The sequence below is a fragment of the Luteimonas sp. MC1828 genome (genome assembly GCF_016461615.1).
Taxonomy (GTDB): Bacteria; Pseudomonadota; Gammaproteobacteria; order Xanthomonadales; family Xanthomonadaceae; genus Luteimonas.
In genome coordinates, this window is the sequence record NZ_JAEMNY010000001.1 from 1,749,602 (window position 1) to 1,766,078 (window position 16,477).

The 16,477-nt window shown below is 70.3% G+C and carries 15 protein-coding genes and 1 tRNA gene; 5 read left to right on the forward strand and 11 right to left on the reverse strand.

What is annotated here, in order from left to right; genetic code table 11:
• Positions 1–29 precede the first annotated feature (29 nt).
• Positions 30–1,940, forward strand: coding sequence for an MFS transporter (locus tag JHB91_RS08020; RefSeq protein ID WP_199472344.1), 1,911 nt, complete (start codon positions 30–32; stop codon positions 1,938–1,940).
• On the opposite strand, the gene JHB91_RS08025 is transcribed toward JHB91_RS08020, so the two are convergent.
• From JHB91_RS08025 to JHB91_RS08040, 4 genes are read right to left on the reverse strand one after another with little or no spacing between them, the layout of a single operon-like run.
• Positions 1,937–2,806 carry a hypothetical protein gene (locus JHB91_RS08025; RefSeq protein WP_199472345.1) on the reverse strand — a complete coding sequence of 290 codons (870 nt, stop codon included), beginning with the start codon at positions 2,804–2,806 and terminating at the stop codon, positions 1,937–1,939. The two genes, JHB91_RS08020 and JHB91_RS08025, sit on opposite strands and share 4 nt — an antisense overlap.
• Before the next feature lie 50 nt (positions 2,807–2,856).
• Positions 2,857–3,750 carry an NAD(+) diphosphatase gene (gene nudC, locus JHB91_RS08030; protein WP_199472346.1) on the reverse strand — a complete coding sequence of 298 codons (894 nt, stop codon included), beginning with the start codon at positions 3,748–3,750 and terminating at the stop codon, positions 2,857–2,859.
• Entirely contained in the window at positions 3,747–4,121 is a 375-nt protein-coding gene (gene erpA / locus JHB91_RS08035) for an iron-sulfur cluster insertion protein ErpA (RefSeq protein WP_185114677.1), read from the reverse strand. The genes nudC and erpA overlap by 4 nt, the downstream gene beginning before the upstream one ends.
• Positions 4,122–4,152: 31 nt before the next feature.
• Complete coding sequence (locus JHB91_RS08040; protein WP_199374862.1) at positions 4,153–4,848, reverse strand: DUF6776 family protein; 696 nt, start codon at positions 4,846–4,848, stop codon at positions 4,153–4,155.
• A gap of 77 nt (positions 4,849–4,925) precedes the next feature.
• Here JHB91_RS08040 and JHB91_RS08045 point away from each other — a divergent pair, with 77 nt between their 5' ends.
• The 3 genes from JHB91_RS08045 to JHB91_RS08055 all read left to right on the forward strand — a co-directional run bounded on the left by JHB91_RS08045 (position 4,926) and on the right by JHB91_RS08055 (position 9,936).
• Entirely contained in the window at positions 4,926–5,516 is a 591-nt protein-coding gene (locus JHB91_RS08045; RefSeq protein WP_199472347.1) for a DUF4126 domain-containing protein, read from the forward strand.
• Between the two features lie 93 nt (positions 5,517–5,609).
• Complete coding sequence (locus tag JHB91_RS08050; RefSeq protein WP_343225071.1) at positions 5,610–7,478, forward strand: EAL domain-containing protein; 1,869 nt, start codon at positions 5,610–5,612, stop codon at positions 7,476–7,478.
• Between the two features lies 1 nt (position 7,479).
• The gene (locus JHB91_RS08055) at positions 7,480–9,936 is read left to right on the forward strand and encodes a hybrid sensor histidine kinase/response regulator (protein WP_233398536.1); all 2,457 of its coding nucleotides are present in this window, start codon (positions 7,480–7,482) and stop codon (positions 9,934–9,936) included.
• Between the two features lie 25 nt (positions 9,937–9,961).
• Here the strand turns inward: JHB91_RS08055 and bfr are convergent, their stop codons facing one another.
• The 3 genes from bfr to JHB91_RS08070 all read right to left on the reverse strand — a co-directional run bounded on the left by bfr (position 9,962) and on the right by JHB91_RS08070 (position 11,447).
• Entirely contained in the window at positions 9,962–10,432 is a 471-nt protein-coding gene (gene bfr, locus JHB91_RS08060; protein WP_199374859.1) for a bacterioferritin, read from the reverse strand.
• 103 nt (positions 10,433–10,535) lie between these two features.
• Positions 10,536–10,742: a (2Fe-2S)-binding protein gene (locus JHB91_RS08065; protein WP_199374858.1), complete on the reverse strand. Its 207-nt coding sequence runs from the start codon at positions 10,740–10,742 to the stop codon at positions 10,536–10,538.
• Between the two features lie 90 nt (positions 10,743–10,832).
• Entirely contained in the window at positions 10,833–11,447 is a 615-nt protein-coding gene (locus tag JHB91_RS08070; RefSeq protein WP_199472348.1) for an RNA pyrophosphohydrolase, read from the reverse strand.
• Positions 11,448–11,604: 157 nt separating this feature from the next.
• Between JHB91_RS08070 and JHB91_RS08075 the strand changes: the two genes are divergently transcribed.
• Positions 11,605–11,681, forward strand: a tRNA-Met gene (locus JHB91_RS08075).
• Between the two features lie 39 nt (positions 11,682–11,720).
• On the opposite strand, the gene JHB91_RS08080 is transcribed toward JHB91_RS08075, so the two are convergent.
• The 4 genes from JHB91_RS08080 to JHB91_RS08095 form a co-directional block, all read right to left on the reverse strand.
• Positions 11,721–13,196: an MFS transporter gene (locus tag JHB91_RS08080; protein WP_233398537.1), complete on the reverse strand. Its 1,476-nt coding sequence runs from the start codon at positions 13,194–13,196 to the stop codon at positions 11,721–11,723.
• Entirely contained in the window at positions 13,193–14,476 is a 1,284-nt protein-coding gene (locus JHB91_RS08085; protein ID WP_199374856.1) for an amidohydrolase, read from the reverse strand. Before JHB91_RS08085 ends, JHB91_RS08080 begins: the two co-directional genes overlap by 4 nt.
• Positions 14,477–14,550: 74 nt before the next feature.
• Positions 14,551–15,282, reverse strand: coding sequence for an ABC transporter ATP-binding protein (locus JHB91_RS08090; protein ID WP_199374855.1), 732 nt, complete (start codon positions 15,280–15,282; stop codon positions 14,551–14,553).
• Entirely contained in the window at positions 15,275–16,477 is a 1,203-nt protein-coding gene (locus JHB91_RS08095) for an ABC transporter permease (RefSeq protein ID WP_199374854.1), read from the reverse strand. The genes JHB91_RS08090 and JHB91_RS08095 overlap by 8 nt, the downstream gene beginning before the upstream one ends.

Sequence of the window (16,477 nt, forward strand, 5' to 3'; positions counted from 1 at the left end):
AGTCTCGCGGCCACTCGACCGGGGGCCGCATGCGCCACAGCCAGTTCGCACTGCTCAGCCAGCGCCGCTTCCTGCCCTACTTCGGCGTACAGGCGCTCGGCGCCTTCAACGACAACGTGTACCGGCAGGCGATCATCGGCCTGCTGTTCTACCTCGGCGTCGACAGCGACCAGCGCACGCTCTACACCAACCTCGCGCCGGCGTTGTTCATTGCGCCGTATTTCCTGTTTTCGGCGATCGCCGGGCAGTTCGCCGAGAAGCTGGAGAAACAGCGCCTGATCCGCATCACCACGGCGATGGAGATCGGGATCATGTCGCTGGCCGGCGCGGGCTTCCTGCTCGGCAGCATGCCGCTGCTGCTGGTGGCGCTGTTCGCGACCGGCATGCAGTCGACGCTGTTCGGGCCGGTGAAGTATTCGATCCTGCCGGCAGTGCTGAAGCCCGAGGAGCTCACCGGCGGCAACGGCCTGGTGGAGATGGGCACCTCGCTGTCGATCCTCGCCGGCATGATCTACGGCGGATTGATCTTCCAGGTCGCGGGCACCTGGGGCGCGGAAGCCGCGGCGGCATCGGTGGTCGCGCTCGCGCTCGCCGGCAACCTGGTCGCGCGCATGATCCCGCGCGTCGACGCCGGTGCGCCGGACCTCAAGGTCAACTGGAACCCGGTGCCGGAGTCGGTGCGCATCTGGAAGCTCACCCGGCGCACGCCGGCGGTGCGCAACGCGATCCTTGGCGTGTCGTGGTTCTGGTTCGTGGGCACGGTGCTGACCGCGCAACTGCCCAACTACGCCGAGCTGCACCTGGGCGCGGCCGAGCGCTCCACCAGCCTGTACATCTTCGGCCTGGCACTGTTCTCCATCGGCGTGGGCGTGGGCTCGCTGATGTGCGAGAAGCTCTCCGCACGCACGGTCGAGATCGGCCTGGTGCCGCTGGGCGCGCTGGGCATCAGCGCCTTCATGCTGGACCTGTATTTCGCGCGCAGCGGCCTGGCGCCGCAGGCCGGGCTCGACATCGCCGGGTTCCTGGCCGGTGACAACGGCTGGCGCATCGCGTTCGACCTCACCGGCATCGGCTTCTCCTGCGGGCTGTTCATCGTGCCGCTGTTCGCGCTGGTGCAGAGCCGCACGCCGAAGGACGAGATGGCGCGCGTGTTCGCCGGCCTCAACATCCAGAACTCGGCCTTCATCGTCGCCGCCGCGGTCATCGGCCTGGCGCTGCAGCAGGTGCTGGGCTGGAGCATCCCGCAGGTGTTCCTGGCGCTGGCGATCGCCAACCTGGTGGTCGCCACCTGGATCTTCACCATCGTGCCCGAGTTCGCGATGCGCTTCGTCAGCTGGCTGCTGGTGCGCACGCTGTACCGGCTGGAGCTGCACGGCATCGAGCGCCACGTGCCAGATGATGGCCCGGCACTGCTGGTCTGCAACCATGTGAGTTACATGGACGCGCTGATCCTGGCGGCGAGCATCCCGCGGCCGGTGCGCTTCGTCATGTACTACCGGATCTTCCAGATCCCGGGGATGCGCTGGATCTTTCGCGCCGCCGGTGCGATCCCGATCGCCAGCCCGCGCGAGGACATGGCGATGATGGAACGCGCCTTCGACGCCATCGACGCCGCGCTGGCCGACGGCGAGCTGGTGCTGATCTTCCCCGAAGGCCGGCTGACGAAGGACGGCGCGATCGCGCCGTTCAAATCGGGCGTCGAGCGCATCCTCGCGCGCCGCCCGGTGCCGGTGGTGCCGATGGCGCTGCGCGGGATGTGGGCCAGCATGTGGAGCCGCCGCGGTGCCGCCGCCGCAGGCGGCCTGCTCGACCGCATGCGTGTGCCGCGCCGCTTCCGCGCGCATGTCGCAGTGATGGCGCAGGCGCCAGTCGCGGGCCATGAAGCCACTGCGGCGTCACTTGAAGCAGAGGTGCGCGCGCTGCGCGGCGACGCCGCCTAGTTCACCCAGCCGGCGACCACGAACAGCGCCAGGAGCGCCAGCCACGCCAGCAGGATGCGCCACACCAGCGACATCGCATCGCGCAAGGCCTGCGGCAGCGCGGCATCCTCCATGCCCTCTTCCAGCAGCTCGTGGCGCACGCTGGCGCGCCCGACTGCGGGGAGGAACCCGGCATCTAGCGTGAATCCGGCACCGCCGCCCGCCTTCCACGCCCCCACCACCACGTCGAAATTGCCGACCAGCGCCAGCGACAGCGCCATCACCTGCGCCGCCGGCCAGTCGAGCAGCGCCAGCAGGCGGCGGGCGCCTTCGACGAAGCCTGCCGGCAGGTAGAGCGCGGGCTCGCCTTCGGCGGCGGTGGCCGTGAGCCGGTACAGCAGCGCGCCCACCGGGCCGAGCAGCAGGAACCAGAACAGCACGCCGAACCAGCGCCGCAGCGCCGCGCTGAACACGCGGCCCACGGGATCGGCTGCGGCGGCGGCGCCCGCCGCGGCCGGCGGGCGCAGCAGGGCCAGTGCTTCGGAACGTGCGGTGGGATCCGGCGCGTCGATGATCACGTCGACATCGCGGTCCAGGTCGCGCGGCCCCCAGGAATAGAACAGCACCGCCACGCCGAACAGCAGCGCCGGCAGCCCGAACACCACGTCGCGCAACGCCAGCTGCAGCAGGCCGACCACGAACAGCGGTGGCAGCAACGCCAGCAGGACGCCGCCGGGGCCGCGCCAGAAGCTGTCACCGGGAAAGCGGCCGTCCAGCCAGCGCAGCCAGCCGCGGTACCAGCCGTCATCACGCATGGCGGCGGCGAACGCGGGTGCGGCATGGCCGATCACCAGCGCGATCACGACAGCAAAGAGGGTGGCGAACATGCGCCGATTCTAGCCGCAGCCACGGCACCCGCGCGTGGCCGATGCCGGGCTCAGCCGGTGCCGGCGTACCAGCCTTCGATCAGCCAGCGCGAGATCGAGATCGACGGCGACAGGAGCAGTCCGTCATCCCCCGATTCACCGCGCAGCGCGGCGCCGACTTCGTCGCGATCGAACCAGCGCGCGTCCTCGAGTTCGTCGTTGCAGCGCGGGACATCGGGCTCGGCGTCGGCCGCGAAGCCGAGCATCAGCGACGACGGAAACGGCCACGGCTGCGACCCCAGGTAGCGGCAGGAGCGCACGCGCACCGCGCTTTCCTCGAACACTTCGCGCACCACGGTCTGCTCCAGCGATTCACCCGGCTCCACAAACCCTGCCAGCACCGAGTAGCGACGCGGCGGCCATGCCGGGCTGCGACCGAGCAGCAGCCGCGCGCCATCGCTGACCGCCACGATCACCGCCGGATCGGTGCGCGGGTAATGCTCCAGCGCGCAGCCGGGGCAGCGGCCGAGCCAGCCGGCACGGGCGAACGCGAGCGTCGTGCCACAGGCGCCGCAATGGCGGTGGCGCGCGCGCCAGTGCAGCACCGCGCGCGCCTGCGCGAACGCGGTCGCTTCGAACCCGGGCCATTGCCCGGCCGCGGTGCGCAGGTCTACGCCGGGCGGCTCGCCGGATTCCACCGCCGAGGCGGCAGGCATGGCGAACCAGCCTTGATCGCCACGCAGGCCCAGGAACAGCGCATCCGCGGGCATCGGGCCGAGGCTTGTGCACGGTGGTGCCAGCAGCTGGCCCTGGTCGTCGGCCCAGGCGCGCCCCTCCGCGTCGACCACCAGCACGCGGCCATCCGACCACAGGCGCGCGAGGGCTGCGGCATCGTCACGGAGGTGTTCGGCGCGGTCGAGCGGCGCGTCGATGAAGGCGAACGGCGCGGTGCGCCGTGCCGTCATGTGGTGAAGCTGCTGCCGCAGCCGCAGGTCGACTTGGCGTTGGGGTTGCGGATGGTGAACTGCGCGCCGTGCAGGCTCTCGCTGTAATCCACCGCGGCGCCCATCAGGTACTGCAGGCTCAGCGGGTCGACCAGCAGGGTGACGCCGTCGGTGTCCACCGCCAGGTCGTCTTCGCCACGGGTCTCGTCGAACTCGAAGCCGTACTGGAATCCCGAGCAGCCGCCGCCCTGGATGTACACGCGCAGCTTCAGCGCCGGGTTGCCCTCTTCGCTGATCAGCTCGCGGACCTTGGCCGCGGCGGCCGGCGTGAAATCGAGCGGTCGGTCCAGCCCGAGATAGTCGGGGGCGGCAAGATCGATGATGGTGTCCATGCGGACAGGATGGGGGGCCCGGCCCCGCGCTTCAAGCGTCGGGACTGGAACGTGGCGTGGCTTCGCCTGCCGCCTCGGTCCACGGGAAGGACCCGTCGACCGCGGGCGCGCCGGCCGGCGCGAGGCGCACGTGGACCCGCAGCGGGGTGAATCCCTCGGGCAGCAGGATGTCGCCCTCGATCTGCTGGAAGTACTTGAAGGAATACTCCGCACCCATCGCGTCATCCTGCGGGCGCAGGTCGCTCCATTCGAGCCGCTCCAGGCTGCCGTTGCGCGAGCCTTCGACGGCCAGCGTCAGCCGCCCGCGGCTGACCGCGGCGCGGTTCAAGGTCTGGGTGAGGGTGGCGGTGAAGTGCCAGGCGCCCTCGCCCTGCGGCTGCAGGCGCAGGCCATGCACGGTCAGGCCGCGGCGCTGGCTGGTGGACCCGACCAGGCGTTCATAGAAGGCGACGTCGGCGCGCAGCGCGGAGACTTCCTCGTCGCGTTCGGCCAGGGTGCCCTGCAGGTCCTGGTTGGCCTCGCGGCTCACCTGGTCGGATCGTGCCAGGGTCGCCACCTGCTGGCGCAGGCCGTCGAGCTCCGAGCCGACCGCCGCGGACTCGCCACCGCGGCCGGAGACGACCGTCCACACGCCCCACAGGCCGAACAGCAGCGCGGCGGCGAGCAGGACCAGCAGCGCGAGATGCGCGCGCGGGTGTGGATGTTCCGGGAGCGTGGAATCGGGCATCGGCGCATGGTAGCGCGGGTCATCGGCCGTGGCGCAAGGCCCCTATACTCGGCTGCGTACCACCCGGGAGATGCGTGATGTCCGAGGCCCACCTGTTCGCGATCGGCGTGCTGCTGGCGTGGCTTGCCGGCATCCGCGTGTACCTGACGGTGTTCGGCGTGGGCGTGGCCGGCGCCCTCGGCTGGCTGGACCTGCCGCAGGCGCTCGAAGTCACCACCTCGCCGTGGGTGATGGGCCTCTCCGGCGTGCTGGCGCTGGTCGAGTTCTTCGCCGACAAGATCCCGGGCGTCGACTCCGCATGGGACCTGCTGCAGACCCTCGCCCGGGTACCGGCCGGCGCCTTCCTGGCCGCCGCCGCGCTGTCGCCGGACGGCGACCTCTCGACCGGCATGCTCGCCACCGGCGCGGGCGTCGCGCTCGGCAGCCACGTGCTCAAGGCCGCCAGCCGCGCACTGATCAACACGTCGCCGGAACCGATCAGCAACTGGACCGCATCGGCCGCGGAGGACGTGGCGGTGGTCGGGCTGATGGGTCTCGCCTTCGCCTATCCGTGGCTGGCGCTGGGCCTGGCGGCGCTGATCAGCGTGCTGCTGGCGCTGGCGCTGTGGTGGATCTGGCGGCGCCTGTTCCGCCGCCGGCCGCCGCACGCCGCCGCGCCGGGCTCCTGACTGCGACGGCCCGCAGCGATCCGGGCGCGCGTTCGTTGTAGGCTTGACGGCCGGGGGGCGCGAGGCGTCGACCCTGTTTGGGGACCGACGAACGTGGCAAAGGCAGCAGCCGGCATCGACAACACCTCAGCGCGCGGCGCGGCGACCCGGGCGCGCGCGCATGCCGCCGGGGTCCGCGCGGAGTTCCCGCCCCCGCAGTACTGGCGCCGCTGGTGCGCCGATGCCGGCGCGCCGCTTGCCGCCGCAGCCGACGCCCCGATCGTTGTACCGGTGCCCGCGCCGCAGCCCCAGGTGGGTGCGGACGGCAGCGTCGAGGCCCCGTACCGGGTGCTGGTGGTGGAAGACGACCTGAGCCAGGGGCTGTTCGCCGAGAGCGTGCTCGGCGGTGCCGGCATGGAGGCCGCAGTGGTTTCGGTGGCCACCGAGGTCATGGCGTCGCTCGAGAGCTTCCGCCCCGACCTGGTGCTGATGGACCTGCACATGCCCGGCATGGACGGCGTGGAACTCACCAACCTGATCCGTGGCCATGACGTGCACGGCCACGTGCCGATCGTGTTCCTCACCGGCGACCCCGATCCCGAGCGCCAGTTCGAGGTCCTCGAAGTCGGCGCCGACGATTTCCTGACCAAGCCGGTGCGGCCGCGGCACCTGATTGCCGCGGTGCAGAGCCGCGTGCGTCGCGCGCGCATGCTGGCCAGGCAGCGCGACGGCGGCGCGCGCCACCCGGTGACCGGCCTGTTCACCCGCTCGCACATGCTGCAGCTGCTCAATTCGGCGATCCCCGGCGACGGCCAGGGCGCGATCTACATGCTCGAGGTCGCCGGCATCGGCGCCCTGCGCGACCGCTACGGCTACGCGGGGCTGGAACAGCTGCTGACCGATGCCGGGGGCCGGATCGCCCAGGCCTCCAGCGGCAACGCCGTGTCGCGCCTCAGCGACAGCATCTACCTGATCCACGCCGCGGTCCTGCCCCCCGAGCAGCTGCCGGAAACCGCGCGCATCCTGCGCGATGCCCTGGGCCGTCACGTGTTCCCGGTCGGCGAAGAAACGGTGCGGCTGCAGGCCTTCGTCGGCTACACCACCCTTTCGCACGCCTATGGCGATGCCAGCAGCGCGCTGGCCGCCGCCGAACGCGCACTGCGCGAGGCCCGCGGCCTGCCGGCCTCGATCGCCGGGTTCCAGCCGCCACCGCAGCGCAACCACGACCAGGCCGTGGTCGAGTCGGTCCGCCAGGCGCTGCTCGAAAACCGCTTCGAACTCGCGTTCCAGCCGGTGGTGGCCGTGGCCGGTGGCGACGATGCGCAGTACCAGACCCTGCTGCGCATGCGCGGCGAGGATGGCCGGCTGCACGCCGCGGCCGAGTTCCTGCCCGCCGCCGACGCCGCCGACCTGATGCACGAGGTCGACCGCCGCGTGCTGGAGCTGGCGGTGGACGTACTCCACCAGCGCAGCGCGATGAGCCGGCCGGTACGCCTGTTCGTCTCGCAGTCGGCGCGCACCCTGGCGCGCGAGCGCTATGCGGACCACGTCGTCGAAACCCTTGCCGCGCACGGCGGCGAAGGCGGCAGCCTGGTGATCGATGTCCGCCAGGACGAGGCGCTCATCCACACGCTGGCGCTAAAGGAATTCTGTGCTGCCATGGTTCCGGCCGGCATCCAGCTGTGCCTGAGCCAGTACCACGCCAGCCGCGAGGCCGATGCGCTGCTCACCCAGCTGCCCCTCGGCTACGTGCGCCTGGCCGCGCTCTACTCCAGCCGCCTGGACGACACGACCGTGCGCGACGAGATGCGCCACGCCATCGAACGCGCGCATCGGCTCGGGCTGCAGGTCATCGGCCCGCAGGTCGAGGATCCGCAGGCGGCGGCCACGCTGTGGATGAGCGGGGTGGACTACATCCAGGGCAACCTGGTGCAGCAGGCCGCGGGCGGGCTGGACTTCGACTTCCACCATTCGGTGCTCTGACATGATCCAACGCACGCGCCCTACCGCCCTGATGATGCGCTGGCTCGCACTGGGTGCCGCGGCGGGCGCCGCGTTGACGCTGGCGCTGGACTTCATGGGCCTGGCCGGCCCGTGGCAGCACGCTGCCCTGGTGCTGGCGCTGCTGGCGGTGTTCGCGGTGATCGCCATCATCATCGTGCTGCGCAGGCGCGACCATGAGATGGAGGAGGTCGAGGAGCGCGCGCGGCGCGACGAGACCCTGCTCGCGCAGCTGCAGGCCGAAGTCGAACGCCATACTCAGCTCGAGCAGCAGTTGCGCCAGGCCAAGCAGGCGGCGGAATCGGCGGTGATGGCGAAGGGCGAGTTCCTGGCCACCATGAGCCACGAGATCCGCACCCCGCTGAACGGCATCGTGCCGATGCTCGACCTGCTGATGCACGCGCAGCTCGCGTCCGACCATGGCGAGCTGGTGCGCACCGCGTACACCTCGTCGCAGCAGATGCTGCGCATCGTCGACGACATCCTCGACTACTCCAAGCTCGAGGCCGACAAGCTCGACCTCGAAACCACCGCCTTCAACCTGCGCGAACTGCTGGAAAGCGTGATGCAGCTGATGGAGCGTCCGGCGCTCGGCAAGGCGCTGCGCATGACGCTGCACATCGAGCCGGCGGTGCGCCTGGCGGTGCGTGGCGACCCGGTGCGCCTGCGCCAGGTGCTGGGCAACCTGGTCAGCAACGCGGTGAAGTTCACCGAGCGTGGATCGGTGTCGGTCACCGTGCGCCGCATCGGCGAGAGCGCCGCGCAGCACCAGCTGCGCTTCGAGGTCCGCGATACCGGCATCGGCATCGCGCCCGGTGCGCAGTCGCGGCTGTTCCAGGCGTTCAACCAGGCCGACGCATCCACCACGCGCCTGTATGGCGGTACGGGCCTGGGGCTGGCGATCTCCAAGCGCATCGTCGACCTGATGGGAGGCCGCATCGGCGTCGAGTCCGAGACCGGCCAGGGCGCCACGTTCTGGTTCGAGATCCCGCTGCTCAAGGCGCAGGGCGACATGCCGTCGCTGGCCGAGGACACGTCTTCCGGCGGCCGCCTGCTGCTGCTCAGCGCCGACCCGCGCCTGCGCCTGCGCCTGTCAATGCTGCTGCCCAACTGGGGCCTGCGCGTGAGCTCGGTGGAGACCACGCAGGAAGCGCTGGACCGGCTGCGCACCGCCGCCACGCAGGGTGCGCCGTGGGCGTATTCGCTGGTGCTGGCCGACCTCGCCGGCATGCGCAGCACCGCGGTCGCCCTGTACCGCAATCTCGGACGCCAGGCGGTCTACGGCGACCTCAAGCTGGTGTGCCTGTACGGCGACGACGCCGTGCCGGACGAACTGCAGCGCAGCGTCACCCTCCTCAGCCGGCAGGCCCCCGATGCCGATCTCCGCGCCGCCCTCATCGGCAGCACGGTCACGCAGACATCGGACATCGCCAGAGAGCCCGCCATGGACACTCGCGCCACCCCGCAAACCCCTTCGTTGCCGGTGCGCGCGGCACGCGTCCTGCTGGTCGAGGACAACCCCGTCAACCTGATGGTCGGCCAGCGCCTGCTCGCCGTGCTCGGCATCACCTGCGACACCGCCAGCAACGGCGAGGCCGCGCTGATGCGCATGTCGGCGTCGCGCTACGACATCGTGCTGATGGACTGCCAGATGCCGGTGATGGACGGCTACACGGCCACGCGCCGCTGGCGCGAAGGCGAGGAGGCCGCCAATGACGGGCGCCGCGTGCCGATCATCGCCATGACCGCCAACGCCATGGCCGGCGACCGGCAGAAGTGCCTGGACGCCGGCATGGACGACTACCTGGCCAAGCCGGTCACGCGCAGCGAGCTGGAACGCGCGCTGCACCGCTGGTGGTCGCCGGAACAGGCGGCCGCGGCGGCGCCGCAGATGGCGTTCTACGAAGTGGATCCGGTCAGCGGCGAGGCGATCGGGCCGGCGCCTGTCGCCGCGGCGATTCCGTCAGGCGACGAGGCGCAGGCAGCGCCTGAAGCACCCGTTGCGGCGCCAGCGTCATTCGCGTCGCAACCCCTGTCGGCACCGCCGGCGGCCGAGGTGCCCGTGCTGCCGCCCATCCCGCACGCCACGCCCCAGCCGCCCGTGATCGACAACGAGATCCTGGAAGAACTGCGCGCCATGCTGGGCAGCGAAGTGGAGCACCTCATCGAGGTGTTCCTGGACGACACGCCGCGGCTGGTCACGGCGATGGAAAACGCCGCGGTCGGCCCCGACTACGACGGCCTGCGCGACGCTGCCCACTCCCTTAAGTCGTCCAGCGCCAATCTCGGCGCAATGTCACTGTCGGCAGCGGCCAAGCGCGTGGAACTGGGCGCCCGCGAGCGTTCGCTGGAACGTCCGGCCGTCGCCGTGGCGCTGGTGGCCAACGAGTTCGCGCGCGCGCGTGTCGCGCTCAAGGCCTGGGCACCGGCGCAGGCCTGAAGGGCGTCGAATCCGACGGGCAGCCTCAGCTGCCCATCTTCGACTGCAGGTAGTTCTGCTCGCCGACGCGCTTGATCAGGTCGAGCTGGGTTTCGATCCAGTCGACATGCTCTTCCTCGGAATCGAGGATGTCCTTGAACAGGCGGCCGCTGGTGTAGTCCTTGACGCTTTCGCAGTACTCGATGGCGGTGCGCAGCAGCGGCAGGCCGTCGAGCTCGAGCGCGAGGTCGCATTCGAGGATCTCGCGCGGGTTCTCGCCGATGCGCAGCTTGCCCAGCGCCTGGAAGTTCGGCAGGCCTTCGAGGAACAGGATGCGGTCCGCCAGGCGATCGGCGTGCTTCATCTCGTCGATCGATTCCTCGTATTCGTGCTTGGCGAGCTCCTGGATGCCCCAGTTCTTGAGCATCTTGGCGTGCAGGAAATACTGGTTGATCGCGGTCAGCTCGTTGAAGAGCGCCTCGTTCAGGTATTTGATGACCTGGGCGTCGCCTTGCATGGGATGTCTCCGGCAGTAATCAGTCGCCGGGACTGTATCGCTATCGACGGCGCCTTGCCGGAACGCGAATCGTGCTCATCCCCGTGCAGGGATGGCAGCGGGATCAGGCGGCGTTTGCCATGGGCAATGCACGCGCGGCATCACGGGCGCGGGCTTCCTGGTCGAGGAGACCGACCGCGGTGTCGACGCACGACCCGCAGCTCGCACCGCAGCCGGTGCGCATGGTGAGTTCGGTCATGCCGCTGCAGCCGGCAGCGGCCGCCTGGCGGATATCGTGATCGGTCACGCCATTGCAGACACAGACGTACACGGTGGGCTCACTGGCAGATGGGACTGGTTCCCATTGTCATTGCGCATGAGAATGATTGTCAACACCGCTGGTCGCCGCCGCGCAGCCGGTTCAGCGGGAGGCGCCGTCGGGGCCCTTCGCGCCTTCCACCGCCTGCATCCGCGCGCCCACGACCCGCGCGCGCTGCGGCCTCTGCCGGCCGCGGCCGCGGGTCGCCTCCAGGCTCACGCTCGGCACCGCCTGCACGCCCGCGATCTGCCGCGCGAACGGCGCCAGGTGCTGCAGCGCCCGTTCGTAGACACCGCGCTTGAAGTTGACCACGTGCTCCAGCGGGTACCAGAAATCGACCCAGCACCAGTGGTCGAACTCCGGCTTTTCGGTCAGGTCCAGGCGCAGGTCGGCCTCGCTGCCGGTGAAACGCAGCAGGTACCAGACCTGCTTCTGGCCAATGCACACCATGCGGTCGTTGCGGCGGATCGCGCGCGGCGGCAGGCGGTAGCGCAGCCAGCCAGGTGTCACGCCGGCCACGTCGACGTGGTCGGGCAGCAGCCCGGTTTCCTCGCGCAGCTCGCGGTACATGGCCTCGAGGGGCGTCTCGTCGGTGTTCATCCCGCCCTGCGGGAACTGCCAGCCGTCACGGCGCACCCGCCGCGCCCAGAACACGCGCCCGTCGGGGTGCATCAGGATGATGCCGACATTGGGCCGATAACCGTCCGGATCGATCACGATGCGGACTCCTGAAGGGGTCGACGCAATCCTGCGTCACTGCGACCGACTCTGCCACGGGTGGCCCGGAGGGACAAGCGCAGCGCCGGAAGATTTGACGGCGGACCGCCGGCCATGGACAATTCCCGGCTCGCCGCGCCCCGTGCGCGTGCCGAATGGCTATGTAGCTCAGCTGGTTAGAGCACAGCACTCATAATGCTGGGGTCGGTGGTTCGAGTCCACCCATAGCCACCACTGCAAGGCCCCGCTAGCGCGGGGCCTTTTGCATTCCGCTCACCGCTCGCGCTTGCCCGCCGGAATCGTCAGCAGGATCGAGACGATCGCCACCGCGACCATCAGCAGGTTGAAGCCCAGCGCCACCATCGCGGCCTCGCGGATGGCGAGGTTGTCCTGGCGGCCCGCGAAGGTGATGACGCCCTCCAGCCAGCGGACGCCGGTGTCGGTTGCGCCCAGCGCGGCGAAGATCGCACCCGAGATCGCCACACCCAGCGCGGCGCCCAGGGACGACGCCATCTTGTAGATGCCCGAACCCGAACCCGACTGGTCCATGGGCAGGCTCGACAGCGCCGCGTCGGTCGACGGCGTGGCGTAGAACGCCAGCCCCAGGCCGAACAGCGTGTAGCCGACGATCGCGACGACCCGGTACTGGTCGAGCATGATCTGCGTGGGCATCAGGCAGGCGATCGCGACGCCGGTGATCAGGCAGCCCCAGACCATCGGCTTGCGCGGACCGAACCGCTGCAGCAGCTTCTCACCCACGCGGATGAAGCCGATGATCGCGATGGCGTAGCCAAGGGTCAGCATGCCCGCCTGCTGCGCGCTCATGCCGCCGCCCATCTGCACCAGCTGCAGCGACACCAGCTGCATGCCCACCGTGGCGTTGATCAGGAAGTTGGAGATCGTCGCGCCGGTGTAGACGCGGTTGCCGAACAGGCGGAAGTCGACGAACCCGTGGTCGTTGCCCGACTCGATCCGGAAGAACGCGATGCCGGCGATGACCGTGGCGGCGATGAGGCCCAGCACCAGCGGGCTGCCCCAACCCAGGGTGCTGCCCTGGGTCACCACCACCTGCAGCGCCACCATCGCCACGCTGAAAGCGAGGATGCCGGCGAAGTCGAAGCGGTACGCGCCGCCGCCGCCGGCCTTGCTCTCCGGCGTGCCGCGGATCAGCCACAGCCCCAGCAGGGCGACGGCCACCGAAAAGAAGAAGATCCAGCGCCAGCCCAGCGTCTGCGCCATCAGGCCGCCGAACAGCGAGCCCAGGCCGGCGCCGCCCCAGGAGCCGATCGACCACATGCTCACCGCGCGCTGGCGCTCGGCACCATCCCAGTACGCCTTCACCAGGGCGAGGCTCGCCGGCATGATGCAGGCCGCCGACATGCCCTGCACCGCGCGCCCGACCAGCAGCATCGGCGCGCTCAGCGCCCCGGTCGGCGCCAGCCCGACCATCAGCGAGCCGACGATGCTGAGCACGAAGCCGATGCGCAGGATCCGCATGCGGCCGAGGCGGTCGGCCAGGCCGCCCATCACCACGATCAGGATGCCGGAGAACAGCGCGGCCATCGCCACCGCGTTGTTCATGGTGCCGGCGGAGATCGCGAGGTCGCGCTGCATGTCCGGCGCGATGTTGAGCGTGGACTGTGCGAACAGCCAGAAGGTCACCACCCCCAGGATCATGCCGAACAGCAGGCGGTCGTTGCCGCGGAACCCGGTCTCCGGGATGTGGACGTTTCCCATGACGGCGCTCATGCGGCATCTCCCTTCGTGCTGGTGGATGAAGGACACAACCACGCCGATGCCGCGCTGAGCATCGCCTGCAGCCCCGTCTTCAGTGTGGGGTCGAGCACCGGCGCGAAGCGTGGCGAGTGATTGCTCGGAATCCTGTTGAGCGTGCCTTCCGCCTTCGCCTTTGCATGGACATCGGGATCGGTGCCGCCCACGAACCAGAACACGTAGGGCACGCCCCAGGTGCGGCCGAATACGCTGAAGTCCTCGCTGGCGGCCATGCGCTTGCTCTCATGCACGGCGTCACCGAACTGCGCGCGGAACGCGTCGACGATGCGCGCCGTCGCCTCGCGGTCGTTGTCGGTGAGCGGGTAGCTGCTGAGGGTGGTGAACTCGGGCGGGCGCGGCGCGTTGGAGGCGTCGCATTCGGCGCAGCATATGCGCTTGACCGCCTGCAGCATGTGTTCGCGCACGCCCTCGTCGTAGGTGCGCATGTTGAGCTTGATGGTGGCGTCGTCCGGGATGATGTTTTCCTTGGTGCCGGCCTGCAGCGAGCCGATGGTCAGCACCGCGCTTTCCTGCGGCCCGATCTCGCGCGAGACGATGGTCTGCAGGCGCATCACGGTGGCGGCGGCCATCACCACCGGATCGATCGATGTCTGCGGCTGCGAGCCATGCGATCCGCGCCCGAAAAGCTGCACTTTCAGGCTGTCGCCCGCGGACAGGATCACCCCTGCGCGGTAGCTCACCGTGCCCGCCGCGCCCACCATCACATGCTGGCCGAGCACCACGTCCGCGCGCGGCAGCCCGGCACCATCCCAGTCCGCGATCATCGCGTTGGCGCCCTCGGCGGTTTCCTCGCCCGGCTGGAACACGATCAACACGGTCCCCTGCCAGGCATCGCGATGCTCCGCCAGCACGCGCGCGGCGCCGAGCATCCAGGCCACGTGCAGGTCGTGGCCGCAGGAATGCGCCACGCCCACGCTGCGGCCCTCGGCGTCGGTCGCGGTCACCGTGCTTGCATACGGCAGGCCGGTGTCCTCGGCCATCGGCAGCGCGTCCATGTCGGCGCGCAGCATCACCGTGGGGCCTTCGCCGTTGCGCAGCACGCCGACCACGCCGGTGACGCCCACGCCGCGCGTGACGTCGTAACCGAGCGCCTCGATGTAGTCGGCGGCGATGCCTGCGGTGCGATGCTCCTGCATCGACAGCTCGGGATTCCGGTGCAGGTCCTTGTAGATGTCCAGGAGTCCGGGCGCGATGTGCGCGTAGACCGGATCCAGCGCGGCCGTCAGGGAGTTCATGCCTACCCTCCATCCTGGTTGTGCGCCGAGCGTACACCCGCCATGGACGCCGCACACGCGGCATCGAAAGGGGATCAGGCCGGACCCGGGACCCGCCCCGCGGCCTCCCGGCGCGCGTCGGAGACGATGCGCCCGTCGACCAGCGTGACCGTGCGGTCGCAGCTCTCCGAAAGCCGCGGATCATGGGTCACTACCAGCACCGCGCAGCCGTACTGCGCGTTGAAGCGGCGCAGCAGTTCGAACACTTCGGCGGCGGTCTTCGTGTCGAGGTTTCCGGTCGGTTCGTCCGCGAGCAGCAGCGCCGGGCGTGTCACAAGCGCGCGGGCGATCGCCACGCGCTGCTGCTGCCCGCCGGACAGCTGGTCGGGATGGCGGTCGGCGAATTTCTCCAGGCCGACGTCGGCCAGCAGGCCGCGGGCACTGTCGACCGTTTCGCGGTCGGGTTTGCCGTGCGCCACCATCCACGGCATCAGGACGTTGTCGAGCGCGGTGAAGGCGCCGATCAGGTGGTGGAACTGGAATACGAAGCCGATGTGCCGGCCACGCAACGCGGTGCGCGCTTCATCGTCCATCTCGCGCGTGGCGGCGCCGCGCAGGTAGAGCTCGCCCGCGGTCGGCGTGTCGAGCAGCCCGATGAGATTGAGCAGCGTGCTCTTGCCGGAACCGGACGGACCGACCAGCGCGGCGAAGTCGGCGCGGTCCAGCTGCAGGTCGATGCCGTGCAGCACCTCGACCTCGTTTGGCCGGCCGATGTTGTACGACTTGCGCAGCCCCTGCAGCCGCAGCACCTCGCCTGCTTCAGGCATGGCGGATGGCCTCCACCGGATCCAGCCGCGAGGCGCGCGAGGCGGGCACCAGCGCCGCGCCCACGCCGGCGATGGTGGCCAGCGCCATCGCCGCCGGCACCAGCGCGGCCGGCATCGGGATGATGAAAAGCCTCGGACCAAAGGTGTTGAACGCGGCCACCATGCCCCAGCCGGCCAGCGCGCCGAGCGCCGAGCCAATCAGCCCGAGCACCGCGCCCTGCACCAGGAACACGAGCAGCATCTGCCGCCGGCGCGTGCCCATCGCGCGCAGGATGCCGATCTCGCGCGTGCGCTGCGCCACGCTCACCGCGAGCACGCTGGCGATGCCCAGCGCCACCGACATCGCCACGAAGAAACTGATCATGCGCGTGGAGAGGCTTTGCGAGCTGAGCGCGTTCATCAGCTGCGCGTTGGACTCCATCCAGCTCTCCGCCTGCAGCCCGGTGAGGCCGCGCACGCGCGCCGCCACCCGGTCGGCGCCGAACAGGTCGTCGACGGTCACGTCGATCACCGTCACGCCACCCGGCAGCGCCAGCAGCGACTGCGCCTGCTTGAGATCGAGGTAGACATAGCGCGCGTCGAGTTCGCGCACGCCGAGCTCGAAGATGCCCGCGACGTTGACGATCGCCTCGCGCCCGGCGCCGGCATCGAGTCGCAGCTTGCCGCCGAGACGCAGGCCGAGGTCTTCCGCGAGCTGGCGGCCGACCACCGCGTTGCCCGAACCCACGTCCAGGCGCCCCTCCACCATGTTGTCGTCGAGCGGGATCACGCGCAGGTAGCGCGCCAGGTCGATGCCCACCAGCGCCACCGATTCCACCGCCTCGCCGCGGCGCCCGAACGCAGGGCCCGACACCACCGGCGAGACCGCCGCCACGCCGGCCAGGCCGTCGAGCACGTCACGCACGTCGAGCCAGTTGTCGATCGGCCGCAGCGCCTGCGGGCGCGGATCCTCCAGCACCAGCTGCAGCGTGCCGGCCGGCGCCGGCGCGATGTGGTTGGCCTCGCGCGGCGCCTCGACGCGGATGTGCGCCTGCGTGCCCAGCGTGCGCGCGACGATGTTGTCCTGCAGCCCGGCGATCAGCGCGGTCACGAACACGATCACCGCCACGCCCACCGCGATGCCGAACAGGATCAGCAGCGTCTGCGCCCGTCCCTGGCGCATGAAGCGGACGGCGATGGTGGATTCGATCCACAT

Bases quoted from the DNA above. Each gene is read 5' to 3' on its own strand.
- JHB91_RS08020 (WP_199472344.1), top strand. From the start codon at position 30: ATGCGCCACAGCCAGTTCGCACTGCTCAGCCAGCGCCGCTTCCTGCCC.
- JHB91_RS08025 (WP_199472345.1), bottom strand. From the start codon at position 2,806: ATGTTCGCCACCCTCTTTGCTGTCGTGATCGCGCTGGTGATCGGCCAT.
- nudC (WP_199472346.1), bottom strand. From the start codon at position 3,750: ATGACGGCACGGCGCACCGCGCCGTTCGCCTTCATCGACGCGCCGCTC.
- erpA (WP_185114677.1), bottom strand. From the start codon at position 4,121: ATGGACACCATCATCGATCTTGCCGCCCCCGACTATCTCGGGCTGGAC.
- JHB91_RS08040 (WP_199374862.1), bottom strand. From the start codon at position 4,848: ATGCCCGATTCCACGCTCCCGGAACATCCACACCCGCGCGCGCATCTC.
- JHB91_RS08045 (WP_199472347.1), top strand. From the start codon at position 4,926: ATGTCCGAGGCCCACCTGTTCGCGATCGGCGTGCTGCTGGCGTGGCTT.
- JHB91_RS08055 (WP_233398536.1), top strand. From the start codon at position 7,480: ATGATCCAACGCACGCGCCCTACCGCCCTGATGATGCGCTGGCTCGCA.
- bfr (WP_199374859.1), bottom strand. From the start codon at position 10,432: ATGCAAGGCGACGCCCAGGTCATCAAATACCTGAACGAGGCGCTCTTC.
- JHB91_RS08080 (WP_233398537.1), bottom strand. From the start codon at position 13,196: ATGAGCGCCGTCATGGGAAACGTCCACATCCCGGAGACCGGGTTCCGC.
- JHB91_RS08085 (WP_199374856.1), bottom strand. From the start codon at position 14,476: ATGAACTCCCTGACGGCCGCGCTGGATCCGGTCTACGCGCACATCGCG.
- JHB91_RS08090 (WP_199374855.1), bottom strand. From the start codon at position 15,282: ATGCCTGAAGCAGGCGAGGTGCTGCGGCTGCAGGGGCTGCGCAAGTCG.
- JHB91_RS08095 (WP_199374854.1), bottom strand. From the start codon at position 16,477: ATGTGGATCGAATCCACCATCGCCGTCCGCTTCATGCGCCAGGGACGG.